This window comes from Oceanisphaera avium, from assembly GCF_002157875.1.
GTDB classification, from domain to species: Bacteria; Pseudomonadota; Gammaproteobacteria; order Enterobacterales; family Aeromonadaceae; genus Oceanimonas; species Oceanimonas avium.
In genome coordinates, this window is sequence record NZ_CP021376.1 from 908,250 (window position 1) to 928,966 (window position 20,717).

The 20,717-nt window shown below is 48.7% G+C and carries 17 protein-coding genes; 7 read left to right on the top strand and 10 right to left on the bottom strand.

Translation table 11 applies throughout. The features are described from left to right. Window positions 1–74: 74 nt before the first annotated feature. Window positions 75–1,541 (bottom strand): molybdate ABC transporter ATP-binding protein ModF, encoded by a 1,467-nt coding sequence (modF, locus tag CBP12_RS04120; protein ID WP_086963228.1) that lies wholly within the window; start codon window positions 1,539–1,541, stop codon window positions 75–77. A gap of 174 nt (window positions 1,542–1,715) precedes the next feature. Between modF and CBP12_RS04125 the strand changes: the two genes are divergently transcribed. After that, entirely contained in the window at window positions 1,716–1,961 is a 246-nt protein-coding gene (locus CBP12_RS04125) for a TIGR02647 family protein (protein ID WP_086963230.1), read from the top strand. A gap of 72 nt (window positions 1,962–2,033) precedes the next feature. Here the strand turns inward: CBP12_RS04125 and CBP12_RS04130 are convergent, their stop codons facing one another. Then, the gene (locus tag CBP12_RS04130) at window positions 2,034–2,645 is read right to left on the bottom strand and encodes a peroxiredoxin (RefSeq protein ID WP_086963232.1); all 612 of its coding nucleotides are present in this window, start codon (window positions 2,643–2,645) and stop codon (window positions 2,034–2,036) included. Between the two features lie 302 nt (window positions 2,646–2,947). Between CBP12_RS04130 and CBP12_RS04135 the strand changes: the two genes are divergently transcribed. The 3 genes from CBP12_RS04135 (at window position 2,948) to aguA (ending at window position 6,437) form a co-directional block, all read left to right on the top strand. Beyond that, window positions 2,948–4,270, top strand: coding sequence for a Na+/H+ antiporter family protein (locus CBP12_RS04135; protein WP_086963234.1), 1,323 nt, complete (start codon window positions 2,948–2,950; stop codon window positions 4,268–4,270). Between the two features lie 206 nt (window positions 4,271–4,476). After that, window positions 4,477–5,367: an N-carbamoylputrescine amidase gene (gene aguB, locus CBP12_RS04140; RefSeq protein WP_086963236.1), complete on the top strand. Its 891-nt coding sequence runs from the start codon at window positions 4,477–4,479 to the stop codon at window positions 5,365–5,367. Continuing rightward, complete coding sequence (gene aguA / locus CBP12_RS04145; RefSeq protein WP_086963238.1) at window positions 5,367–6,437, top strand: agmatine deiminase; 1,071 nt, start codon at window positions 5,367–5,369, stop codon at window positions 6,435–6,437. Before aguB ends, aguA begins: the two co-directional genes overlap by 1 nt. A gap of 88 nt (window positions 6,438–6,525) precedes the next feature. On the opposite strand, the gene CBP12_RS04150 is transcribed toward aguA, so the two are convergent. The 6 genes from CBP12_RS04150 to CBP12_RS04175 all read right to left on the bottom strand — a co-directional run bounded on the left by CBP12_RS04150 (window position 6,526) and on the right by CBP12_RS04175 (window position 13,958). Beyond that, window positions 6,526–7,263, bottom strand: a complete 738-nt coding sequence (locus tag CBP12_RS04150) for an SPOR domain-containing protein (protein ID WP_086963240.1) — start codon at window positions 7,261–7,263, stop codon at window positions 6,526–6,528. Between the two features lie 30 nt (window positions 7,264–7,293). Next, window positions 7,294–8,568 carry a bifunctional tetrahydrofolate synthase/dihydrofolate synthase gene (folC, locus tag CBP12_RS04155; protein WP_408634969.1) on the bottom strand — a complete coding sequence of 425 codons (1,275 nt, stop codon included), beginning with the start codon at window positions 8,566–8,568 and terminating at the stop codon, window positions 7,294–7,296. Beyond that, window positions 8,565–9,458, bottom strand: coding sequence for an acetyl-CoA carboxylase, carboxyltransferase subunit beta (gene accD, locus CBP12_RS04160; RefSeq protein WP_086963244.1), 894 nt, complete (start codon window positions 9,456–9,458; stop codon window positions 8,565–8,567). Before accD ends, folC begins: the two co-directional genes overlap by 4 nt. A 210-nt stretch (window positions 9,459–9,668) precedes the next feature. Further along, on the bottom strand, window positions 9,669–10,463 hold the full coding sequence (gene truA / locus CBP12_RS04165) for a tRNA pseudouridine(38-40) synthase TruA (protein ID WP_086963246.1): 795 nt from the start codon (window positions 10,461–10,463) through the stop codon (window positions 9,669–9,671). Between the two features lie 90 nt (window positions 10,464–10,553). Beyond that, complete coding sequence (locus CBP12_RS04170) at window positions 10,554–12,683, bottom strand: FimV/HubP family polar landmark protein (protein WP_232455145.1); 2,130 nt, start codon at window positions 12,681–12,683, stop codon at window positions 10,554–10,556. 165 nt (window positions 12,684–12,848) lie between these two features. Beyond that, window positions 12,849–13,958 carry a 4-phosphoerythronate dehydrogenase gene (locus CBP12_RS04175; RefSeq protein WP_086963248.1) on the bottom strand — a complete coding sequence of 370 codons (1,110 nt, stop codon included), beginning with the start codon at window positions 13,956–13,958 and terminating at the stop codon, window positions 12,849–12,851. A gap of 121 nt (window positions 13,959–14,079) precedes the next feature. Here CBP12_RS04175 and CBP12_RS04180 point away from each other — a divergent pair, with 121 nt between their 5' ends. Then, on the top strand, window positions 14,080–14,838 hold the full coding sequence (locus CBP12_RS04180) for a phosphatase PAP2 family protein (protein WP_086965368.1): 759 nt from the start codon (window positions 14,080–14,082) through the stop codon (window positions 14,836–14,838). A gap of 81 nt (window positions 14,839–14,919) precedes the next feature. Here the strand turns inward: CBP12_RS04180 and CBP12_RS04185 are convergent, their stop codons facing one another. Further along, window positions 14,920–15,474: an NAD(P)H nitroreductase gene (locus CBP12_RS04185; protein WP_086963250.1), complete on the bottom strand. Its 555-nt coding sequence runs from the start codon at window positions 15,472–15,474 to the stop codon at window positions 14,920–14,922. A 122-nt stretch (window positions 15,475–15,596) separates the two neighbouring features. Then, window positions 15,597–17,603 (bottom strand): NADPH-dependent 2,4-dienoyl-CoA reductase, encoded by a 2,007-nt coding sequence (locus CBP12_RS04190; protein ID WP_086963252.1) that lies wholly within the window; start codon window positions 17,601–17,603, stop codon window positions 15,597–15,599. Between the two features lie 216 nt (window positions 17,604–17,819). Between CBP12_RS04190 and sppA the strand changes: the two genes are divergently transcribed. Beyond that, window positions 17,820–19,667, top strand: a complete 1,848-nt coding sequence (gene sppA / locus CBP12_RS04195; protein ID WP_086963254.1) for a signal peptide peptidase SppA — start codon at window positions 17,820–17,822, stop codon at window positions 19,665–19,667. Between the two features lie 26 nt (window positions 19,668–19,693). After that, window positions 19,694–20,716, top strand: coding sequence for an asparaginase (ansA, locus tag CBP12_RS04200; RefSeq protein ID WP_086963256.1), 1,023 nt, complete (start codon window positions 19,694–19,696; stop codon window positions 20,714–20,716). Window position 20,717 lies beyond the last annotated feature (1 nt).

The window sequence follows — 20,717 nt, forward strand, 5'->3', positions numbered from 1 at the left end:
AACAGCCGCAGCATTAAATTGACTGCGGCTGTTAAACGCCCTTGTGCATTTATTTTAGCTAGAGGTAGGAAGTGCTAAATTTTGCCTACTACAAAGCCAAAACCCTCGTCTTGGGCGACAAAGCGCAAGCGATGCGTAATACAGCTGGGCGCATCTTGTTGGTGGTGAGACACAAATAATAATTGGGTGTCCCCTTCGCCGACCAACAAGTCAATCCAACGTTTCACCCAATGACGGTTAAAACTATCTAAGCCTTGAAGTGGCTCATCCAAAATTAGCAACGGTGGGTGCTTAACCATGGCGCGAGCAATCAATAATAAGCGTTGCTGGCCGTAGGATAACTGATGAAATGGCTCATTAGCTAACTGGCTCATGCCTAATAACTCCAACCACTCTTGTGCTAACTTAAGCTGAGTGTCTCCCGGCTGTTGGTAAACTCCGATAGAGTCAAAAAAGCCCGACAAAATCACCGCTTTCGGGGTGGTAGTCACTCTATAATCTTGTTGCATGCTGGTACTGACATAACCAATATATTGTTTGATTTCCCAAATACTTTCACCACTGCCTCGGCGCCGGCCAAATAAGGTTAAGTCATTACTGTAACCTTGCGGATGATCGCCGGTCACTAAACTTAATAGTGTGGACTTCCCCGCACCATTGGGCCCCATTACCTGCCAATGCTCGCCGGGATCAACTTGCCAGTTTAAGCCCGCTAATACTTGTTTATCACCGTAGTTGATTAACATATTGCGCATTATGATACGCGGGGTTTCTTTATCGAGTTTGCGCGTCTTAGCATCGGGATCCGCCGCTGGCAAACGCTGTGCAGCTGCTTCCATATTAGCTAAATGGCGCAGTTGACTAAGCTCAGCCGAAGCCGCCACCTCAGCTCTTGGCCCCGTCACACTAAGCTCACACTCAGTCAGTAATCCGAGTTGATCACTAAAATCGGGTAACTCTTCTAAACGATTAATAATCAGTACTAAGGTTAGGCCGCTGGCTACCAGCTGCGCTAACAACGTCATTAAGCTGGCATGAGCATCGACATCTAGGCCGTCAAAGGGCTCATCTAACACTAATAACTCAGGTTTTTGTAATAAGGCGCGACATAACAATACTTTGCGGGTTTCGCCGGTAGATAACACTTGAAAGCTGCGATCCAATAAAGCGCGAATGCCAAAACGATGGGCTAATTCGCTTAGCTCGCCATCACTGGCGCCTAACTCTAATATGAGCTCTCGGGCGCTGCGCCCCGTATCTTGATAATCAAGAAAATCACTCTCATCTTGCTCACGCTCACGATCTGCTAACGCTTGCAGCTGCTCAAAAGAGACCCATTCAATCGACTTAAAGCTGTTTTCTGCTGTACCTTGCATCAGAGTTAGCTCACCCGCAAGGGCACGCGCCAAGGCAGTTTTACCGCTGCCATTTGCGCCCACAAAGCTCCAACACTGCCCTTGTTCTATCTTTAAATTAGCAATACTTAATATCTGTTTATCACTAATAAAGAATTTGGCGTCCGACATATTAATCGCGCTCATGGCAGCAGGTTCCTTGCGATGATTTAAATGCCATCTATGATCAACCTCTCTAGCCTGTGATGCAAGTCACAAGACTTATAAAATCTCAGCGCTGATTGTGAGCTATAACGCAACCAAAGTGGCCATAACAGGCTAACGTAACACTATTGTCATTATTTCATTAAGGGATGCCTAATGCGCTATGAGACGTCATCGTTACATGAGCTCAACTTATTACTTAAATTTGATTTAGACACCACTCAACAAGGCATTAAGGTGCACAAAGATGCCGAGCCAGGCTTAGTTAGCGCGGCTCAATCTTTATATGACAAAGGCTTAATTACCTTACAAGATGGGGGGTATTTAACTGATTTAGGACGTGAAGCCTGTCGCCATGCACAATCGCTGTTATCTTTACTGCGCGCGCCGGCATTGGCTTAAGCGGTTAATTAATGAATAAAAAAATGCCGACAATAAATTGTCGGCATTGTTAATAATTAGATTAAGCGCTGATTAACGCTTTAAGTCAGCAGAGTGCTGGCTTAAGTAGGCAGCCACACCTTCAGTAGAGGCTTGCATACCTTGTTTTCCTTTCTCCCACTGTGCAGGGCACACTTCGCCGTGCTCTTCGTGGAACTGCAGCGCATCAACCATACGTAACATTTCATCAATGTTACGGCCCAGTGGCAGATCGTTAACCACTTGGTGGCGAACTTGACCGTTATTATCGATCAAGAAAGAACCACGGAAAGCCACGCCGGCTTCTGGGTGCTCAACATCGTATGCTTTACAAATTTCGTGCTTAACGTCGGCAACCAGTGGGTATTTAACTTGGCCAATACCGCCATTTTCAACACTGGTGTTACGCCATGCGTTATGGCTAAACTGAGAGTCGATGGACACGCCGATCACTTCAACGCCGCGCTTTTGAAACTCTTCAAAACGATCATCAAAGGCAATTAGCTCTGAAGGGCACACGAAGGTGAAGTCTAGCGGGTAGAAAAACAATACCGCAGCTTTGCCTTTAGTGAACTCTTTGAGGTTGAAGTTTTCAACGATCTCGCCATTACCCAATACTGCTGCAGCGGTAAAGTCAGGGGCCTGACGGCCAACCAATACGCTCATGTCTATCTCCTTGGTGGATTTACATTTGGACTTGGGGCAGCAAGTGCCGCAAATCTCGTCGTTCATTACCTATATAGGGGCGCTCACCTTAAAACCCAAGAGGCAACGCCTTAAGAATATCGAATTGTCGTTCGTTTGCATAAAATTCATACAACAAATGTATAAAAGCGGGCGTTAATCGTAAAAATTAGTGTTTTCTGCGCATCTTGCCCAATAAAATAACGAAACACCTCGACTTTTAGCGTGAAATTCGCACACTAAGCGCAATTAATTTATTTTTTTAAAAATTCTAAGGAAACCCAATGAATCCGGTAGTTATCGCCGTCGGCTTAATGCTGGTGCTGAGCTTAATGCGCATTAACGTCGTCATTGCCATCTCTTTGAGTGCCATGGTCGGGGGAATGGTGGGCGGCTTATCACTCACCGAAGCGGCAAATGTTTTTGCACAAGGCTTAGGAGGCGGTGCCACCATTGCCTTAAGTTACGCTATGTTAGGCGCGTTTGCCGTGGCCATTGCTCGCTCGGGCATTACTGACCTTTTAGCTTTTAAGATTATTAAAGCGCTTGGCCAAGACGCCAGTGCTGGGCGTATGCTGTGGATTAAAGCGCTGTTGCTCAGCACCCTCTTATTGGCTGCGGTAGCCTCGCAGAATTTGGTGCCGGTACACATTGCCTTTATTCCTATCTTAATTCCGCCTCTGCTCCATGTGATGGCCAAACTTAAGCTAGACCGTCGTGCTGTGGCTTGCGTATTAACTTTTGGCTTAACAGCCACCTATATGATGTTACCCGTGGGCTTTGGCGGCATCTTTTTGCATACAGTGCTATTAGCTAATATGTTAGAAAACGGCGTAGAAGTAACCAAGTCTATGTTGCCTACTGCCATGGGCATTCCGGTATTTGGTATGTTTCTCGGCCTATTGGTGGCGCTATTTTTTAGCTATCGCAAGCCTCGCTTGTATGATGAAAGCAAAATTATGGCCGTGGAGCCTGAGCATATTCAGATAAATGTTGCGCACTTAATGGTGGCGTTGGTGGCTATTATCGCCGCGCTGAGCTTACAGCTTTATAGTAACTCCATTATTTTAGGAGCCATGGTCGGCTTTGTGATTTTTACCCTAGGCGGTGTGATCAAATATAAAGAAAGCCAAGATGCTTTTACCCAAGGGGTAAAAATGATGTCGTTAATTGGTTTTATTATGATTGCTGCAGCAGGCTTTGCTAGTGTGATCAAAGAAACCGATGGCATCACCAGCTTAGTGGCCGCCGTAGAGCTGACTATGGGCGACAACAAGGCATTAGCTGCCTTAATGATGCTGGTGGTGGGCTTGTTGATTACAATGGGGATTGGCTCTTCTTTTTCTACCATTCCTATTATTGCGCCTATTTATGCGCCCTTGTGTCTAGCGCTTGGTTTTTCACCGATAGCCGCGCTGGCTATTATAGGTACAGCTGGTGCATTGGGTGATGCAGGCTCACCTGCTTCAGACTCAACGCTGGGCCCAACGTCGGGGTTAAACGCCGACGGTCAACACGACCATATTTGGGACTCTGTGGTACCGACTTTTATCCATTATAATATCCCCTTGATTATCTTTGGTTGGATAGCCGCCATGGTGCTCTAGCTAGCTCCTTTACCTAAATAACAGCCGCTACTTTTAAAAAAGAGCGGCTTTTTTACAGCGACTTTTAGCCATTGCGGCTAAGAGTTGAGCAAGGCACACTATTGCCTATGCTCTTTGAAGCAGACTGAAGGCTGCTCTCTGTTTTTTATGCGCTGTCATTTCCTTTGCTCTACATTAAAGAGTCAGCCCCTATCTTGAGGAATGTTATGACTACAGTTACGGTCGCTGCTAGCCAAATGGCGTGCAGCTGGAATTTAGAAGACAATATTCGCCGCGCCGAGCAATTAGTTCGTGACGCCGCCCAACAAGGCGCACAGATTATTTTGATCCAAGAGCTCTTTGCCGCCCCCTATTTTTGTATCGACCAAAGCCCCGAGCACTTTGCTCTCGCACAAGAAGTCGATAACAGCCCCTTAATTCAGCACTTTCAAGCGCTCGCTAAAGAGCTGGCGGTAGTATTGCCGCTCAGTTTTTTTGAGCGTGCGGGCAATGCCTTTTATAACTCGTTAGTGGTCATTGATGCCGATGGCAGCGTGCTGGACCTATACCGTAAAACCCATATTCCTAATGGCCCAGGTTATCAAGAAAAACAATTTTTCACCCCAGGTGATACCGGCTTTAAGGTGTGGCAAACGCGATATGCAAAAATTGGCGTGGCCATTTGCTGGGATCAATGGTTTCCAGAAACCGCTCGCAGCTTAAGCTTGATGGGTGCCGAGTTACTCTTCTTCCCTACCGCCATTGGCAGCGAGCCACAAGATGCGAGTATTGATAGCCAGCCCCATTGGACGCGCACTCAGCAAGGTCATGCTGCAGCCAACGTGATCCCAGTGATTGCTTCAAATCGAATTGGTACTGAGCACAGTAAGTTTATCGATGGCTTGCACACCACGTTTTATGGCTCTTCTTTTATTACCGATGAACTGGGCGCATTAGTCCAGCAGGCCGATAAAACCAGCGAAGGCGTTATCGTACAAAGCTTTGACTTGGCAGAAATAGCAAAAATCCGTGCTAGCTGGGGATTATTTCGCGATCGCCGCCCCGCCATGTACCCCATGTTGCAAACTTCTGATGGTCAGCGCCAAGGTGGCCACTAATGAGCTCCCTAATGATGCCAGGCGAATGGGCGCCCCAAGCGGCGGTGTGGATGATTTGGCCCTATCGACCTGATAATTGGCGAAATAAGGGCGCACCGGCACAAACGACCTTTAGTGAATTAGCGCGCCTTATTGCTAAGGTCACGCCTGTCTATATGGCCGTGCCCGCAGAGCATATGTATAAGGCGCGCGCCATTATGCCAAGTGATATAACACTGGTGGCGATTGAAAGTGATGATGCGTGGGCGCGCGATACTGGCCCTACTGTCGTACTTAATGCTGAAGGTGAGCGTGTAGGTATTAATTGGGTATTTAATGCATGGGGCGGCACACAAGGCGGCTTATATGAGTCTTGGAGCCAAGACCAAGCGGTCGCCGGCGCTATGCTAGCCCAGCATGCTATCCCAAAGCGAGACTCGCCTTTGATTTTAGAAGGCGGCGCTATTCATGTTGATGGCGAGGGCACCTTATTAACCACTAAAGAATGCTTATTAAACTCCAATCGTAATCCTAACTGGAGCCAAGCCGAGATTGAGCAAGAGCTCAGTACTCAGCTGGGAGTCAGTCATTTTATTTGGCTACCTAAGGGTGTCTATCTGGATGAAACCGACGGCCATATTGATAATATGGCCTGCTTTGCCCGCCCTGGTGAAGTTATCTTGCACTGGTGTGACGATCAAGCAGACCCCCAATATGACCGCTCTCAGGCCGCGTATCAGGTATTAAGTCAAGCGCGCGATGCTAAGGGTCGAGCATTAAAAATTTGGAAACTCCCCCAGCCTGGCCCCTTAACCATCACCGATGAAGAAGCGAGCGGCGTACAAGCCAGCACCGCTCAGCCGCGAATAGCCGGGGAGCGTATGGCGGGCTCGTATGTAAATTTTTTAATCACCAATAATCGGCTTATTTATCCGCTATTAGATGCCAAAACCGATAACAATGCCCATCAGCTACTAGAAGAAATTTTTCCAGAGCTCGAGATAATCGGCCTACCAGCACGGGAAATTTTATTGGGGGGTGGCAATATTCATTGCATCACTCAGCAAATACCTGCAGCTAGAAAAATATAACTTAACGCTCACGCTAATAAATAACCCGAGCCTGCAAACAGGCTCGGGTTATTATGTTTTTTAATTTAGCACAGTGAGCTTAACGCTATTACTTAGCTCTCACACTACCACTTAAGCCAGTTAAGCGTTGGAGTGCGGGTAATTGTTGCTCTAAGCGCGCTTTACTATCTGGCCCAATCCACACCCGATTAATCTCGCCCTCTCGCGCAGGGCTTGGCGTGGTTTGGGCGTTATAGCCGGCCGCTTTTAGTTTTTGTACTAAGGCATTCACGTTTGCCGCATTCTTAAACGCACCTAACTGCACGATAAACTGACCTTGCGTCGCCGCCGCTGGCTTAGGCTCACTCGTTTTGGGCGCCGCTTTAGGTTCAATTTGCTGAACTTGGCCGGCACTTAATTTAGGTTGGGTTGTGGTTTGCTCCATGGCCTTAGGCGCAGGTTGAGGCTTTTCTTGGGACGCAGCGGGGGCAGGCTTAGGTGCAACCGGTGCGGCTTCTTGAGTTTGTTCAATCGTCCACACCTCAGGTTTAGCTTCGGGCTTTGCTGTAGGTTGAGCTGGCTCGGCTGCTTGCTGAGCCGCAAGCTGTTCAGTTGCTGCTGCCACTTGAGCTGCGGCTTCTGCAGCACGCCCTGCGGCCTCAGTGCCGGGGCGCGGCGGCGGAGTAATCGCGGGTAAAGGCGCGGCTAATTCAGGGCGCAGCGGAATCGTGACCGCTTCATCAGGCACGAGCTGCTTTTTACCACTAAGCAAGTCGGGTAAAAATATCACGCCTATGGCTACCAAGATCACGGTACCAATTAATCGCTGCTGAAATTGTGTAGCCAATGCTCGCTCCTTTAGTGCACGCCGCTTGGGCTAAAATGTGGGGTGAGTTATTACAGACCGGGCTGCGAGTACATCGGCCACGGTAAAAAAAGAACCAAAAACAACAATAACATCGTCGGCCTGGGCTGCGTGCTCGGCACCAGCAAGTGCATCGATAACTGAGTCAAAGCATGCTCCGCTTTGCCACTGGGCAAGCTCAGCAGCACTCGCACCTCGAGGGCCTGGTAAGCTTGCTAAATACCAACTATCAAACAGCTCACTAAGCGCACTTAAAGTATGCTCAATGTCTTTATCTTTAAGCATGCCCACCACCGCCAATAATCGGCCACCTTGGCGCAGACGGGGTATTTGACTGGCCAAGTATTGCGCCGACTCAGGGTTATGTGCCACATCTAGCCATAATTGCGGGCTAAGCTGTTGCAAACGCCCTGTTAATTGCGCTGCTCGCAAGCCTTGATGGATAACCTGTTCATTTAGGTTAAAAGGTGACAAGGCGAGGGTTGCTAGCGCGGTGGCAGCATTCATTACCGGCAACAGAGGTAGCGGCAAATCCCTTAGCTCTAAGCCGAGACCATTAAAAGACCAGCTAGCGCCCTTCACTTGCCAGTGATAATCACGCCCATTGCAATATAAGGGCGTATTCATACTGGCTGCATGAGCAACTAAGGAGCGCGGTGGGATGGCGTCACCGCACACGGCGGGCTTTTTCGCTTTAAAAATACCCGCTTTTTCAAAGCCCACACTCTCACGTTCCTCGCCTAACCAGTCGGTGTGATCGAGCGAAACTGTAGTAACCACGGTTTGATCTGAGGCCACGACATTGGTGGCATCTAAGCGCCCTCCTAGCCCTACTTCTAATAACACTACTTGGGGAGCGGCTTCACGAAACAGCCATAACGCAGCTAAAGTAGTGAATTCAAAATAGGTTAACGCAGTGGGCGCTCCGTCTGCACTCACTCGCGCCGCTGCTACTGCTGCAAAGGCGGCACAAAATTGAGTCGTACTGGGGCTATCACCATTAATTCGCACGCGCTCGCGATAATCCACTAGATGCGGAGAGGAGTACACGCCGACACTGATACCACCGGCACTTAACATCGCCTCTATCAAGGCGCAGGTGGTGCCTTTACCATTAGTCCCCCCCACTGTGATGACATGGCTTGGCAAACTTAACAAACCTAAGCGACTTGCCACCACTTGCATGCGGGCTAACCCAAGCTCAATGTGCGCCACATTGAGCTCGTCTAACACCAATAGCCAATCAGCTAAGCTGCGGGTATGAGTGGCCGGCTGTGGGCTCATTATGCACCAACCTGCTCATGATCCACAGGGGATGGCTCGCTGGGCTCGACGTTCATCAGTTTGCCAACTACTCCGGCAACTTTATCGCGCATTTCACGGCGATCAATGATCATATCAATAGCACCATGCTCTAACAAAAACTCGCTGCGCTGAAAGCCCTCAGGGAGCTTTTCACGCACCGTTTGCTCAATAACGCGCGGGCCAGCAAAGCCGATTAATGCCTTTGGCTCAGCCACATTAATATCACCTAACATGGCAAGACTGGCAGACACACCGCCCATGGTGGGGTCAGTTAATACCGAGATATAAGGCAAGCCTGCTTGTGATAAGCGATTAAGGGCGGCACTGGTTTTAGCCATTTGCATCAAAGAAAACAAGGCTTCTTGCATGCGAGCACCACCTGAGGCAGAAAAACAGATCAGTGCGCGACGCTCTTCAATACAAGCATTTACTGCGGCAATAAAGCGCGCCCCCACCACTGACGCCATAGAGCCACCCATAAATGAGAACTCAAAGGCGCACACGGCGACGGGAATCCCCTTTAAGGTACCGGTCATGGCAACCAGGGCATCTTTTTCATTACTGGATTTTTGAGCCGCACTAATTCGGTCTTTATAGCGCTTGGAGTCTTTAAATTTCAATACATCTTGTGGCTCAAACTCTTCGCCCAGCTCCACACGATTTTCAGTATCTAAAAATTTATCTAAGCGCAAGCGCGCGCCAATGCGCATATGGTGATCACACTTTGGGCACACTTCTAAATGACGGTCGAGCTCGGCACGATATAAGACCTGCTCACAGCTGGAGCACTTACTCCATACCCCTTCTGGGATGTTTTGACGACGTACACCGATGTTTTTATTCTTAGGAAGAATTTTATCTAGCCAACTCATGGAAATCCTTAGCGTAATTGCATCATTAATCTACAGGCTGGAGGTTGCTGTTAGGTATTAGTCAGCAAGCGCCGCCATTAATGGCGGCATTAAACCATATCTCAGCCTAAAGGTTGATAAAAAGCGTAGTAAATCTGTTATCCCGTGGATAATAAAAGCCGAGTTGCGACTTAGTTAAGCACATTAAGCTCTTTTTCATCATCTATCTGCTTAGCGCAGCGCCTCCGGTAGCCATAGGGGGCCGACTGCAGGCTTGGGCAGCGCAAAAGTTTCAGGATAATCGACGGCCACCATATATAAGCCCCCCGCTTTTGCCGTGTGTCCAGCTAAGCGACGATCGCGAACCGCTAACACCTCTTGCACCCATTGCAGCGGTGCTTCACCCAAGCCCACTTTAATTAAGGTGCCGGCGATATTGCGCACCATATGATGGACAAAAGCATTGGCCTTAATATCTAGCACCACATAATCTCCATAGCGTTGCACATTTAAATGTAAAATAGTGCGCACTGGGCTGTGTGACTGGCATTGCAAGGCTCTAAAAGACGTAAAGTCATGCTCACCTAACAAGCACTGCCCCGCCGCATGCATACGCTCAGCGTCTAGCTGCCCTACATAATGACTCACCCCACTGTGTAAAATAGCGGGGCGCATATTATGGTTATAAATAATATAACGATAGCGACGAGCAATGGCACTAAAGCGCGCATGAAAATCATCATTCATCGGCTTTACCCAGCGCACGGCAATATCTGGCGGTAAATTAGCATTCATGCCTAACGTCCAAGCACTGGCTTTACGATCGGCGTCGGTATCAAAATGCACCACCTGCCCAAGACCGTGGACACCGGTGTCGGTACGACCCGCACATTGAACCATGACCGGATGATCGGCAATTTTTGAAAGGGCTTTTTCTACTTCAGCTTGCACACTGGGCACTTCTCGCTGTCGTTGCCAGCCACAATACTGGCTTCCGTCATACTCGATGCCAAGAGCAATGCGCATAAATCACTTCCAAGGGATTAAAAAGAGGGCAATTATACTCTTAAAATAAATAAATTGAACAACCGGCCCACAGAGGTGGGCCGGTGGAGGTTAAGCGCGCTTATCTAAGCGTTGTAAAAGCTTCTTCGCATCGCGCTGCTGTTCGGCGTTACCTCGCTCTAGCGCTTGGTTAAGCAAGTCACGGGCACTGTCGGCATCATCAATTTCCAGATAAGCACGCGCTAAGTCTAATTGACTACTTACGCCGCCCTCATCAATATCGATATCTACATTTTGCCCTTGCCCCATGACATTGGCATAGTCATCAAGCTCTAGATTTAAAGACCGCTCCAAGTCAGGCTCAGGTCCCTCGCCGCGTTCTGCATCAGCCATTAACTCATCTACTGAGACATAGGGCTCAACAGTGTCTTCAGGCTCAGCCTCGGCGACGGGCTCTGGCCAGTCATCCATTAAGCGCGCAGGCGGCGTATCGGCCTCATCACTGGCTTGTTCAGTTTGCGCGGCCGTCACCGGTGTCTTAAGCTCAGACTCGCTGGGTGCCACTTCACTTAAGCCCGCCGCCGCTAATTGCTCAGGCGATAAGGGACCATTTAGCCAATCACTTGCTAACTCCTCGCTGTCAGCGTCGCTGGCTTGGGGGTCTACAGCAAACAAGTCTTGTTCAGCAAAAGCGTCCTCAACACTGGCCTCAGACGCGGTATCTTCTTCTGACAACGCCTGTTCATCAGCAGTTAAGCCAATATCGTCTTGAGTGGCGGTCATGCTAAACAGATCATCAAGCTCTTCATTACTTAGTGCATCATCAGAGCTTGTGAATGAGGCTTCATCATCAAATAAAGTATCTTCTAGGGGGCCTTCATTTGGCTCAGCTTCTGGCTCAACTTCTGGCTCAGCAGGGGGCGCAGGTACTTGTTGTTCAGCTTCTACTTCTTCCAGTTGCTGTTGCTCTTCTAAGAAGCGCGCAAAGGCATCTTCATCAATATTTTGCTCAGCAATAGGTGCTGGCTCAATCGTTTCTTCTTGTTCATTAAGCAGTGTTTCTTCTGGCTCTGAGCTAAATAAGTCAGAAAACTCGTCCTTATCTTCTTCCATTAAAATGCTGGTTTCAGCTAAGGCTTGTTCTTGCTCAACTAAGTCACGCTTCTCGCGATTACGCCACCACAGCGTAAATAACGCTAACAACAATAATGCCGGTAATATTAATAACAATGCCAGGTTAAGCGGGTTATTCAGTAGCTCTTTAAACCAGCCCTCCTCCTCAGGCTCTGCTTCTGGCGCTGTAGGAGTCTCAGCACTGGCTTTAAGTGCTGCCACCTCGGCTGTTAATTGCGCTAAGTGCTGGCGCAACGCTTGATTGTTATCGGATAAATTAGCCAGCTGCTCATTAGACATAGACACTTGCTCACGCAGCTCATCCATTAGCTGTAATTGTAAGCGAGTAAGCTGGGCCTCTTCGACACTTTGCGGCGTTGTCGCAGGACTCGCCGGCTCGACACTCTCAGACTCAGTCACCGCGCTAGGCGCTGGCGTAACAGTAGGCTTAGCCGCAGCTTTTGGCTCACTCAGCCCATTACTGGCCACCGCTGGCTCATTTTTCGGTGGTTGCGCCACGTTGGGCGCAGCTTTAGTAGATGCTTTAGGTGCTGCAGGCGTCGCAGCGGCCGGTTTAGGAGCAGTCACCCCAGTTTTTGGTTGTGAGGTGGCTGCTAGCACCGGCTTAGGCGCGGTTGCAGCCTGGGTAACACGGCGATTACCTTGGCGAGTTAAGCGGCCAAATTCCGCTTGTGCCTCCCCTGCTGAGCGCTGGCGAGCTTGGCTTTCGGTAGGCAAACGTAAATAAGCACCGCGCTGAAGGTTATTAATATTACCGCGTACAAAAGAGCGCGGATTAAGATGATATAAGGCCACCATGGTTTGCTGTACTGTCACCGGGGAACGGGTATATTTTTCCGCTATGGTCCATAAGGTGTCGGTACTACGAATAGGCCCATAACGTCCACTGGTGGTTTGCGCACTGCCAATTTGTTGAATAGGTCGGCTTGCTTGAGCAGGAGCCACTTGCTGTACTGGGCGAGCAGCGGGCGCTTGGCGAGTTTGCGCGCTAGACTGGCCTTCTGGGCCCCTAAGCTCAATATAAAAATCTTCTTGAGCCATGACCAAAGACGCGCTGGCTACCCAAGCCGCAATGCCCACACCAAGATAGGGTTTGAGTCGTTTCATCGAGTTTTTGTGTCCTTTGTGCTGACGCTAAGCCAAAAGTGGCAGCTTAAGCGCGGCAATGGCCGACGTATAAATAAAGAGTGTAGAAAAAACGGTGCCAATAGGAACCGAAGTTAAGTCACTTACCATCAATAGAGGCAATCTTACGCTATTGGCGAGTAATGTTTATATTTTAAAACCTAAAGTCTGCGCTGTGTCATCGATTGATGCGCCAATTAATTGCAACGAAGCCAACTCTCGCCGTTCAGGGTAATGCTTGCGCAGGCGATCAAAAAAATCAGGCGCAGTCAACGCGGCTCTAAAGCGAGCATCGTCTTTTTCAATGTCATAAACCAAGCCCACTAAACGGGCGATACACGACTGCGTCAGCGCAGTATTAACCGTCACTTGAGTAAAGTCCGCCCGTGGTAATAACTGCGCTAAGCTATGTTTTAGCTCCAGCTGATAATGAGAGGCGAGCGCTTCATAAAGAGCATAAGTTCCTCTGGCCTTACCTTCTAAGCTATAACCGGCAATATGCGGCGTTGCTATTAAGGTGTAGGGCACAAGCGGTGCCAGCACCTGTGGTTCATTTTCCCATACATCCATCACTAAGGTCAGCGGCGCACCGCGCTGCTGGCGTGCTAATAAAGCCTTATTATCCCACACCTCTCCCCGACAAGCGTTAATTAATACTTGCTCAGGGTGTAAGCAGTCAATGGCCGCTTTATCTAATAAATGCCAGGTGGGGTAAGGGCCTTGAGTCGTGATAGGTACATGAAAGCTCACAATATCCGCCGTTAAGGCTTGGGCTAACTCGACAAAAGCTGTCGGGTCGCGCTGTGCTTTAAAAGGGTCACAACGCCACACTCGCATGCCTAATGCTTGGGCGCGCGCCACCACTTGTAAGCCGGTATTACCCACCCCCACTACCGCAATGGTTTTATCAGCCAGTGACCACTGTTTGTGTTCGCCTACCTTTAATAATGCGGCTAATACGTAATCCCCTACCCCCACCTTGTTACAGCCGGGCGCCCTGGAAAAAGCAATGCCACGCTCGGTTAATAACGAGGTGTCTATGTGATCACAGCCAATGGTGGCGGTACCTACAAAGCGCAAGCGATTAGCTTTAGCAAGTAAAGCGGCGTCCACGCGGGTAATAGAGCGCACCAGTAATACATCGATATCAATCAACTGCTCAGGAGTCATCTCTCGACCGGGGCAAGTCACAATCTCAGCCCAATCACCAAATAAATCATGAACGTAGGGCATATTTTCGTCGGCGAGTATTTTCATATTTTCCTCCTGAAGGCCCAGGTATGTTAGCGGCTAATGAAATAAATTTCAGCTATCAATAGTGGCGCTATTTGTTAATATCGCGCTATTCTTTTTCGCCAATTTTATAGTTAACGCCCTTATGAACTCCCGTATTTTTTATATATTACCGTTATTACTGGTGTTACCGGTGGCCGTTGCCAGCCTTGGCTATCAATGGCAATGGCAGTGGTTTCCTTTGCTCGACTTAGATGAAATACCCGCAATGTTTGCCTATAGCCTAACGCTGACCATAGATGAAATAGGCATCGCTATTATTTTATCACTACTGAGCGTATTGACCTTATTTAAGTGGCGCCGGCGTCGCGGTCAATATATTGTATTTTTCTTTTGTTTAATGGGCGCACTGGGTAGCGCTTTTGTAACGAAATCCGTGGCTAAGCAATTCTTTAAAGAACCTCGTCCTTATATAGTGTGGTTAGCCGAGGAAGGTCGTCTGACTGACAGTAATAGCTTTTATGCGCAGTTACCCAAAACTCGTGAACAATGGATTGCTAATAGCGTCAGTGATTATTCAGAAGACGAAGTACCTAACTGGTTAAAATTACACTGGCAAGATGAGGTCAGTTACTCTTTCCCCTCTGGCCATTCCATTGCCGCCATGACTATCGCTAGCTTTTATTGTTTACTCTTAGCTTATCGCCAGCGTTCTAAATGGCTTATTGCCGGTCTCAGTGTATGGGCGGTGGGAGTGTGTTATTCCCGACTGTTACTGGGTTTACATTGGCCGGTCGATATTTTAGCCAGTAGCATATTAGGCGTCATGTTTGGCAGTTTAGGCGCTGGCGCCTTTATCTTTTGGGATAAACGCGAGCTAAAACTAGCGCCGCCTAAAGGCTGAGCTTCAAAGCATTAAAAAAGACACCTTAGGTGTCTTTTTTTATTTCTGTTCGCTTTTATTTTTACGTTAGCAATTGCGCTATTACTGGCCAAAGTAGCGAACAAAAGGCGCTATTTCATGCTCAGTGACTTTGCGTAGGTCTTTTTGCGGCGTGCCTAAATATAAGAAGCCCACAATCTGGTCTTGTTCTTTTAACCCTAGCTCGCTATGTACCCCACGATCAAAGGCAAACCAGCCGGTACGCCAAATGCCATTAAAGCCTAACGCTTGCGCCGCCATTTGCATGGATAGCAGTGCACAGCCTGCCGACAATTCTTGCTCTAAGCGCGGCACTTTATCGTGCTCTGTCACTTTAGCGACCACAGTGATCACCATAGGTGCGCGCAGTGGCGCTTTACGAGCGCCTTCAATCGCTTCGGCGTCATTACCTTTAGCCGCAGTAGCATTGGCTAAAATATCACCGAGTAACTGGCGCTGTTCACCTTCAAAAACAATAAATTCCCACGGCGTTAAACCGGCGTGATCCGGCGCGCGCAATCCCGCTTTAAAAATGGTCTCTAATTGCTCACCCGCAGGGGCAGGTTCGTTTAAGCGCGGATTAGAATGGCGATTCAATAATAGTTGCAAAGCGTCCATGTATTACACCTTTAAAAATTTAAGCAACAAGCTGAGAGGCAATACCATAGCAGCCCCGCCCTCAAGACTAAAGTATCAATGGCAGCGCTTAGCGCTGTGTGCTGTTTTTTAAGCAAGAGTGATTAAATTTTTAACGCTAGCGCCAGCCCTTGAGCAATAGCGCGCTTAGCATCCAGCTCTGTTGCCACATCGGCACCCCCGATCAAGTGCGTGCTCATGCCCTTGGCTTGCAACGGGGCTAATAGCGCGCGATTGGGTATTTGTCCGGCACAAATAATCACATTATCCACCGCCAAACACAGCTTTTGGCCTTGGTACTCTACATGCAATCCCGCATCATCTACCTTATGGTACGTCACTCCCGCCCACATCTTTACTTGGTGTTGGCGCAAGCTGGCTCTATGGATCCAGCCGGTGGTTTTGCCAAGGCGTTTACCGGGTTTGCCCTCTTTACGTTGTAATAACCACACTTGGCGCTTGGGCCTCGCAAGACGGGGCTCAGTTAAGCCACCGGCGTGGCGATACTGACTATCTATGCCCCACTGTGCCTGCCATTGCTCAAGCGTTTGCTCTTCCTCCATCACCAACCACTGGGCGACATCAAAACCAATGCCACCCGCACCGATAATGGCGACCTTTTCCCCTACTTTAACTTGGCCCGTCAAGACCTCGATATAGGTAGCCACTTTAGAGTGAGCGTGGCCCTCAAGGGTAATGGTACGAGGCGTAATACCACTGGCTAATATCACTTCATCAAAGCCGCTCAGCGCGTCTAGCTCTGCTAGGGTGTTTAAGCACAGCGTCACCCCTGTATCGACTAAATGATGACTAAAATAGCGCAGCGTTTGGGCAAATTCTGCTTTACCCGGAATGTGTTTTGCTAAATTAAATTGACCACCAATTTTATCCGTCGCTTCAAATAAAGTGACGTTATGACCACGCTCGGCCGCGTGGCAAGCAAAGCTTAGCCCCGCCATCCCTGCGCCCACTACGGCTAATTTTTTAGGTGCTAGCGCAGGCGTTATTATAAGCTCAGTCTCATAGCAGGCTCTGGGATTAACTAAGCAGCTGGCACGTTTTTGAGCAAACACCTGATCCAAGCACGCTTGGTTACAAGCAATACAAGTATTAATACGCTCACTTTGCCCGCTTGCTGCTTTATTGACAAAGTGTGCATCGGCTAAAAAGGGACGCGCCATACACACCAGATCCGCTTGTTTAGTGGCTAAAATATGCTCGGCAATCTCGGGGGTATTAATGCGATTTGTTGCCACAACCGGCACGGTTAAACTTTGTTTTACCCGGGCTGTCACCCAAGTAAACGCCGCTCTTGGCACACTGGTAGCAATGGTGGGTACGCGAGCCTCATGCCAACCAATACCGGTATTAATCATAGTCACGCCGGCGTCTTCTAACGCTTGAGCCAGCTCAATCACCTCACTCAAGGTTGAACCCAACTCCACTAAGTCCAACATGGATAAGCGAAAAATAATAATAAAATGCTCACCCACCTTAGCGCGCACCGCCCTGACTATCTCCACAGCAAAACGCTGGCGCCGGTGCGCATCGCCTCCCCAGTCATCTTGGCGCTGATTCGTCCTAGCACATATAAATTGATTAATTAAATAGCCCTCTGAGCCCATGATCTCCACGCCATCGTAACCGGCCTGTTGCGACAACCAGGCAGTGTGAGCAAAGTCATTAATACAACGCTTAATTTGGCGCTGAGACATGGCGCTGGGCGCAAATGGAGTAATAGCGCAGGCGAGTGCACTGGGCGCCACCACTAAAGGATGAAAGCCATAGCGCCCTGCATGCAAAATTTGTAGCGCAATTTTAGCGCCGCCCTCATGCGCGGCTTGGGTAAGGAGTTGATGGCGTTTTAGTTGCCACGCATAACTAAGCTGGCTGGCTCTTGGCTGCAAGCGACCTCGAAAATTAGGCGCTATGCCGCCTGTAATAATTAAGCCCACCCCCCCTTTTGCACGCTCGCCATAAAAAGCCGCCAGTTTATGAAAGCCGCCACGCTCTTCTTCAAGTCCGGTGTGCATCGAGCCCATGATCAGCCGATTTTTTAGCTGGGTAAATCCTAAATCCAAAGGAGTAAACAAATGCGGATAGTGAGTCATAACGCGCAGCCTTAGCCATTAATCAACCCCTTGAGGCTAGTGCATCCCTTTAGCACTTTCAAACATTTGTTTACATTGCATTAACAAGGCTAGATAAGCCCACGCCATTATTTGCTTAATATAAAATTTGCTTAAGAAAATAATGCACATAGTAATGTGTTAGACGAGCCGTCATAATAGTTTCATAAGATAACTCAGATGGTTAAGGCATTTTTTATGTGGTCTGCAATTAAATGGTTCTTTCGCGCATTGGTTCGCGTTATCAAAGCCATTCGACTCATTATCTCAACCTTGTTACTGCTCCTATTACTGACTGTGGTCGTCATGTTATTGAGTAGCGAGGAAACACTAGTGTTACCGGATCACGGCGCGTTAACGCTGGCCATTTCAGGCTCCATATTAGAAAAAGAAGGCTCTGCCAGCCCAAAGCGCATGGCACAGAGATGGTTATCTGGCGATAACACGCCGCCACCGCTGACTTTAAAACAAATTAAAGATGCACTGGAGCTTGCAAAAACCGACGAGCGCGTGGGCGCCTTAGTACTGCAATTACAAGATATGTCTGAGTCAAGCATGACTAAGCTTGATGAAGTAGGCGACGCTATTGAGGCATTTAAAGCCTCAGGTAAGCCGGTGTATGCACTGGGCGATAATTATACGCAAAGCCAATATTACTTAGCCGCTCATGCCGATAAAATCTTACTTAATCCTGCAGGTGGCGTCACCATTGAGGGGCTAGGTGTGTATCGTTTATATTATAAGTCGGCATTTGAGCGCTTTAATATTACGCCCCATGTATTTAGAGTTGGCAGCTATAAGTCGTTTGTTGAGCCCTATATTCGCGATGACATGTCTCAAGAAAGCCAAGAAGATACTCAGCTTTGGCTGGGTCAGTTATGGCAGCACTATCAAGACCAAGTGACTCGCTTGCGCCATATTCCAAGTGATCACATCAGTCCCTCTAAAGAACAAATGCTCAGTCGCTTTGCTAAAGCAAAGGGGGATTTAGCGCAATATGCGCTTGAGCAAGGCTTAGTAGATAAACTGGCGACCCGCAGCGAGATGCAGGCGTTAGTTGGCGAGCAAGTGGGTTGGAATAAGCAAGACCATCAGTATTCAAGCCTAGAAGTAACTCATTACTTAGCCCATAACCAAGCGCGGATGAAAGGCGCGCCAGAGTCGATACCAGCAGTGGGCATCATTACCGCCAGTGGCGCTATTATGTCCGGCGATAGCGCCACGCCCAATAGCATTAATGATAAGCAATTAAGTCAGCTAGTTCATGAAGCTCGCCAAGACGAGCGCATTCACGCGCTGGTACTGCGCGTTGATAGCCCCGGCGGCAGTGCTTTTGCTGCAGAACAAATTAGACAGGCGCTATTAGCATTTAAAAGCAGTGGTAAACCGTTAGTTATTTCTATGGGTAGCACCGCCGCTTCCGGTGGTTATTGGATAGCTGCCGATGCCGATAAAATTTATGCCGCGCCCACTACCTTAACCGGCTCAATCGGCGTGTTTGGCTTATTTTTAACCTTTGAAGAAGCCTTACACAAGCTAGGCCTTAATACCGATGGGGTAGGAACGACCGACTTTGTTGGCGCCGGCTTAACCACAGGTTTACCTAAGCATATGCAGCAAATGATCCAAATGAGTGTGGAGCATACTTATAATCAATTTGTCAGCATAGTGGCGAAGGGTCGTAATATGAGCCCCGCCGCGGTAGAGCGCGTAGCACAGGGTCATGTATGGACGGGGCAAATGGCGTTAGAGCTTGGCCTAGTCGATGAGTTGGGCAACCTTGATAGCGCCTTAATAGGGGCAGCAGAGCTTGCCAACTTAGCAGAATTCGATGTTAAGCCCATTAAGCTGCCACAATCGGCTAAAGAAAAACTGTTTTCGCAATTGATGGGCGAAAATGCGCTTAGTAATGAGGCCTGGCTGGGCGTCTTGCCCCAGGCATTGCGCCCCGCGGCTCACCAACTGCAACAACAGGTGAGTCATTTAAGTCAGCTTGATGATGTGCGCGGCCAGTATGTGCTGTGTGTGCCCTGCCAAGGCTTTTAGTGACATTTAAAAAAGAGAGGCTCCCATTGGCGAAGAAGAGGATCTATATCGCTTATACCGGTGGCACTATCGGCATGCAGCACTCGGCTCAGGGCTATGTGCCCGCTCGGGGTTTTCTACCCCAATGCTTAGCTGCGATGACCGAGTTTCATGACCCCAGCATGCCCGAATATGAGCTGCATGAATATCAGCCGCTGATTGACTCTGCTGATATGGCGCCAAATCATTGGCAAATTATTGCCAATGATATTCAAGCCCATTATCACGACTATGATGGCTTTGTGGTATTACATGGCACAGATACGCTGGCATTTACCGCCTCAGCCTTGTCGTTTATGCTGGAAGACTTAGATAAGCCGGTGATAGTCACCGGCTCACAAATTCCTTTAGCCGAGCTTAGATCAGACGGACGGCCAAATTTATTAAATGCCCTATATATTGCCGCTCACTTTCCCATCCATGAAGTGGGCTTGTTTTTTAATCACCGCTTATATCGAGGCAATCGGTGCAGCAAAGAGCATGCCGACGGCTTTGACGCGTTCGACTCACCCAATTTTCCTCCCTTACTCGATGCAGGAATTAACATTAGCTTACAAGCGGGTCAACTTGGCCAAAATCACCGCTCAAGTTTGCGCGTCAGTCACATTACTCCCCAACCTATTACCATGGTGACCTTATATCCCGGCATTAGTGCACAGGTTTTGGCTAACCAATTACAACCGCCCGTAAAAGCATTGTTATTACTCTCTTACGGCGTAGGTAATGCGCCGCAACGTGCTGACATGCTGGCTCTGTTAGCCCAAGCTACTGAGCGCGGCGTTATTATTGTTAATCTTACTCAATGCCAACGCGGTAGTGTCAATATGGCAGATTATGCCCCCGGACGCGCCTTAGCCGCTGCTGGCGTTATTTCAGGTTTTGATATGACCACCGAAGCTGCGCTCACTAAGCTTCATTATTTATTGAGTAAAAACTTAACGCCTCAGCAAGTACGCCGCCAAATGGGAGAAAACTTGCGTGGCGAGCTCACTCTGCCCTCGCTAAGTTAGC

Coding starts and splice junctions, on each gene's coding strand:
- modF (WP_086963228.1), bottom strand. CDS start 1,541: ATGAGCGCGATTAATATGTCGGACGCCAAATTCTTTATTAGTGATAAA.
- CBP12_RS04125 (WP_086963230.1), top strand. CDS start 1,716: ATGCGCTATGAGACGTCATCGTTACATGAGCTCAACTTATTACTTAAA.
- CBP12_RS04130 (WP_086963232.1), bottom strand. CDS start 2,645: ATGAGCGTATTGGTTGGCCGTCAGGCCCCTGACTTTACCGCTGCAGCA.
- CBP12_RS04135 (WP_086963234.1), top strand. CDS start 2,948: ATGAATCCGGTAGTTATCGCCGTCGGCTTAATGCTGGTGCTGAGCTTA.
- aguB (WP_086963236.1), top strand. CDS start 4,477: ATGACTACAGTTACGGTCGCTGCTAGCCAAATGGCGTGCAGCTGGAAT.
- aguA (WP_086963238.1), top strand. CDS start 5,367: ATGAGCTCCCTAATGATGCCAGGCGAATGGGCGCCCCAAGCGGCGGTG.
- accD (WP_086963244.1), bottom strand. CDS start 9,458: ATGAGTTGGCTAGATAAAATTCTTCCTAAGAATAAAAACATCGGTGTA.
- truA (WP_086963246.1), bottom strand. CDS start 10,463: ATGCGCATTGCTCTTGGCATCGAGTATGACGGAAGCCAGTATTGTGGC.
- CBP12_RS04170 (WP_232455145.1), bottom strand. CDS start 12,683: ATGAAACGACTCAAACCCTATCTTGGTGTGGGCATTGCGGCTTGGGTA.
- CBP12_RS04175 (WP_086963248.1), bottom strand. CDS start 13,958: ATGAAAATACTCGCCGACGAAAATATGCCCTACGTTCATGATTTATTT.
- CBP12_RS04180 (WP_086965368.1), top strand. CDS start 14,080: ATGAACTCCCGTATTTTTTATATATTACCGTTATTACTGGTGTTACCG.
- CBP12_RS04185 (WP_086963250.1), bottom strand. CDS start 15,474: ATGGACGCTTTGCAACTATTATTGAATCGCCATTCTAATCCGCGCTTA.
- CBP12_RS04190 (WP_086963252.1), bottom strand. CDS start 17,603: ATGACTCACTATCCGCATTTGTTTACTCCTTTGGATTTAGGATTTACC.
- sppA (WP_086963254.1), top strand. CDS start 17,820: ATGTGGTCTGCAATTAAATGGTTCTTTCGCGCATTGGTTCGCGTTATC.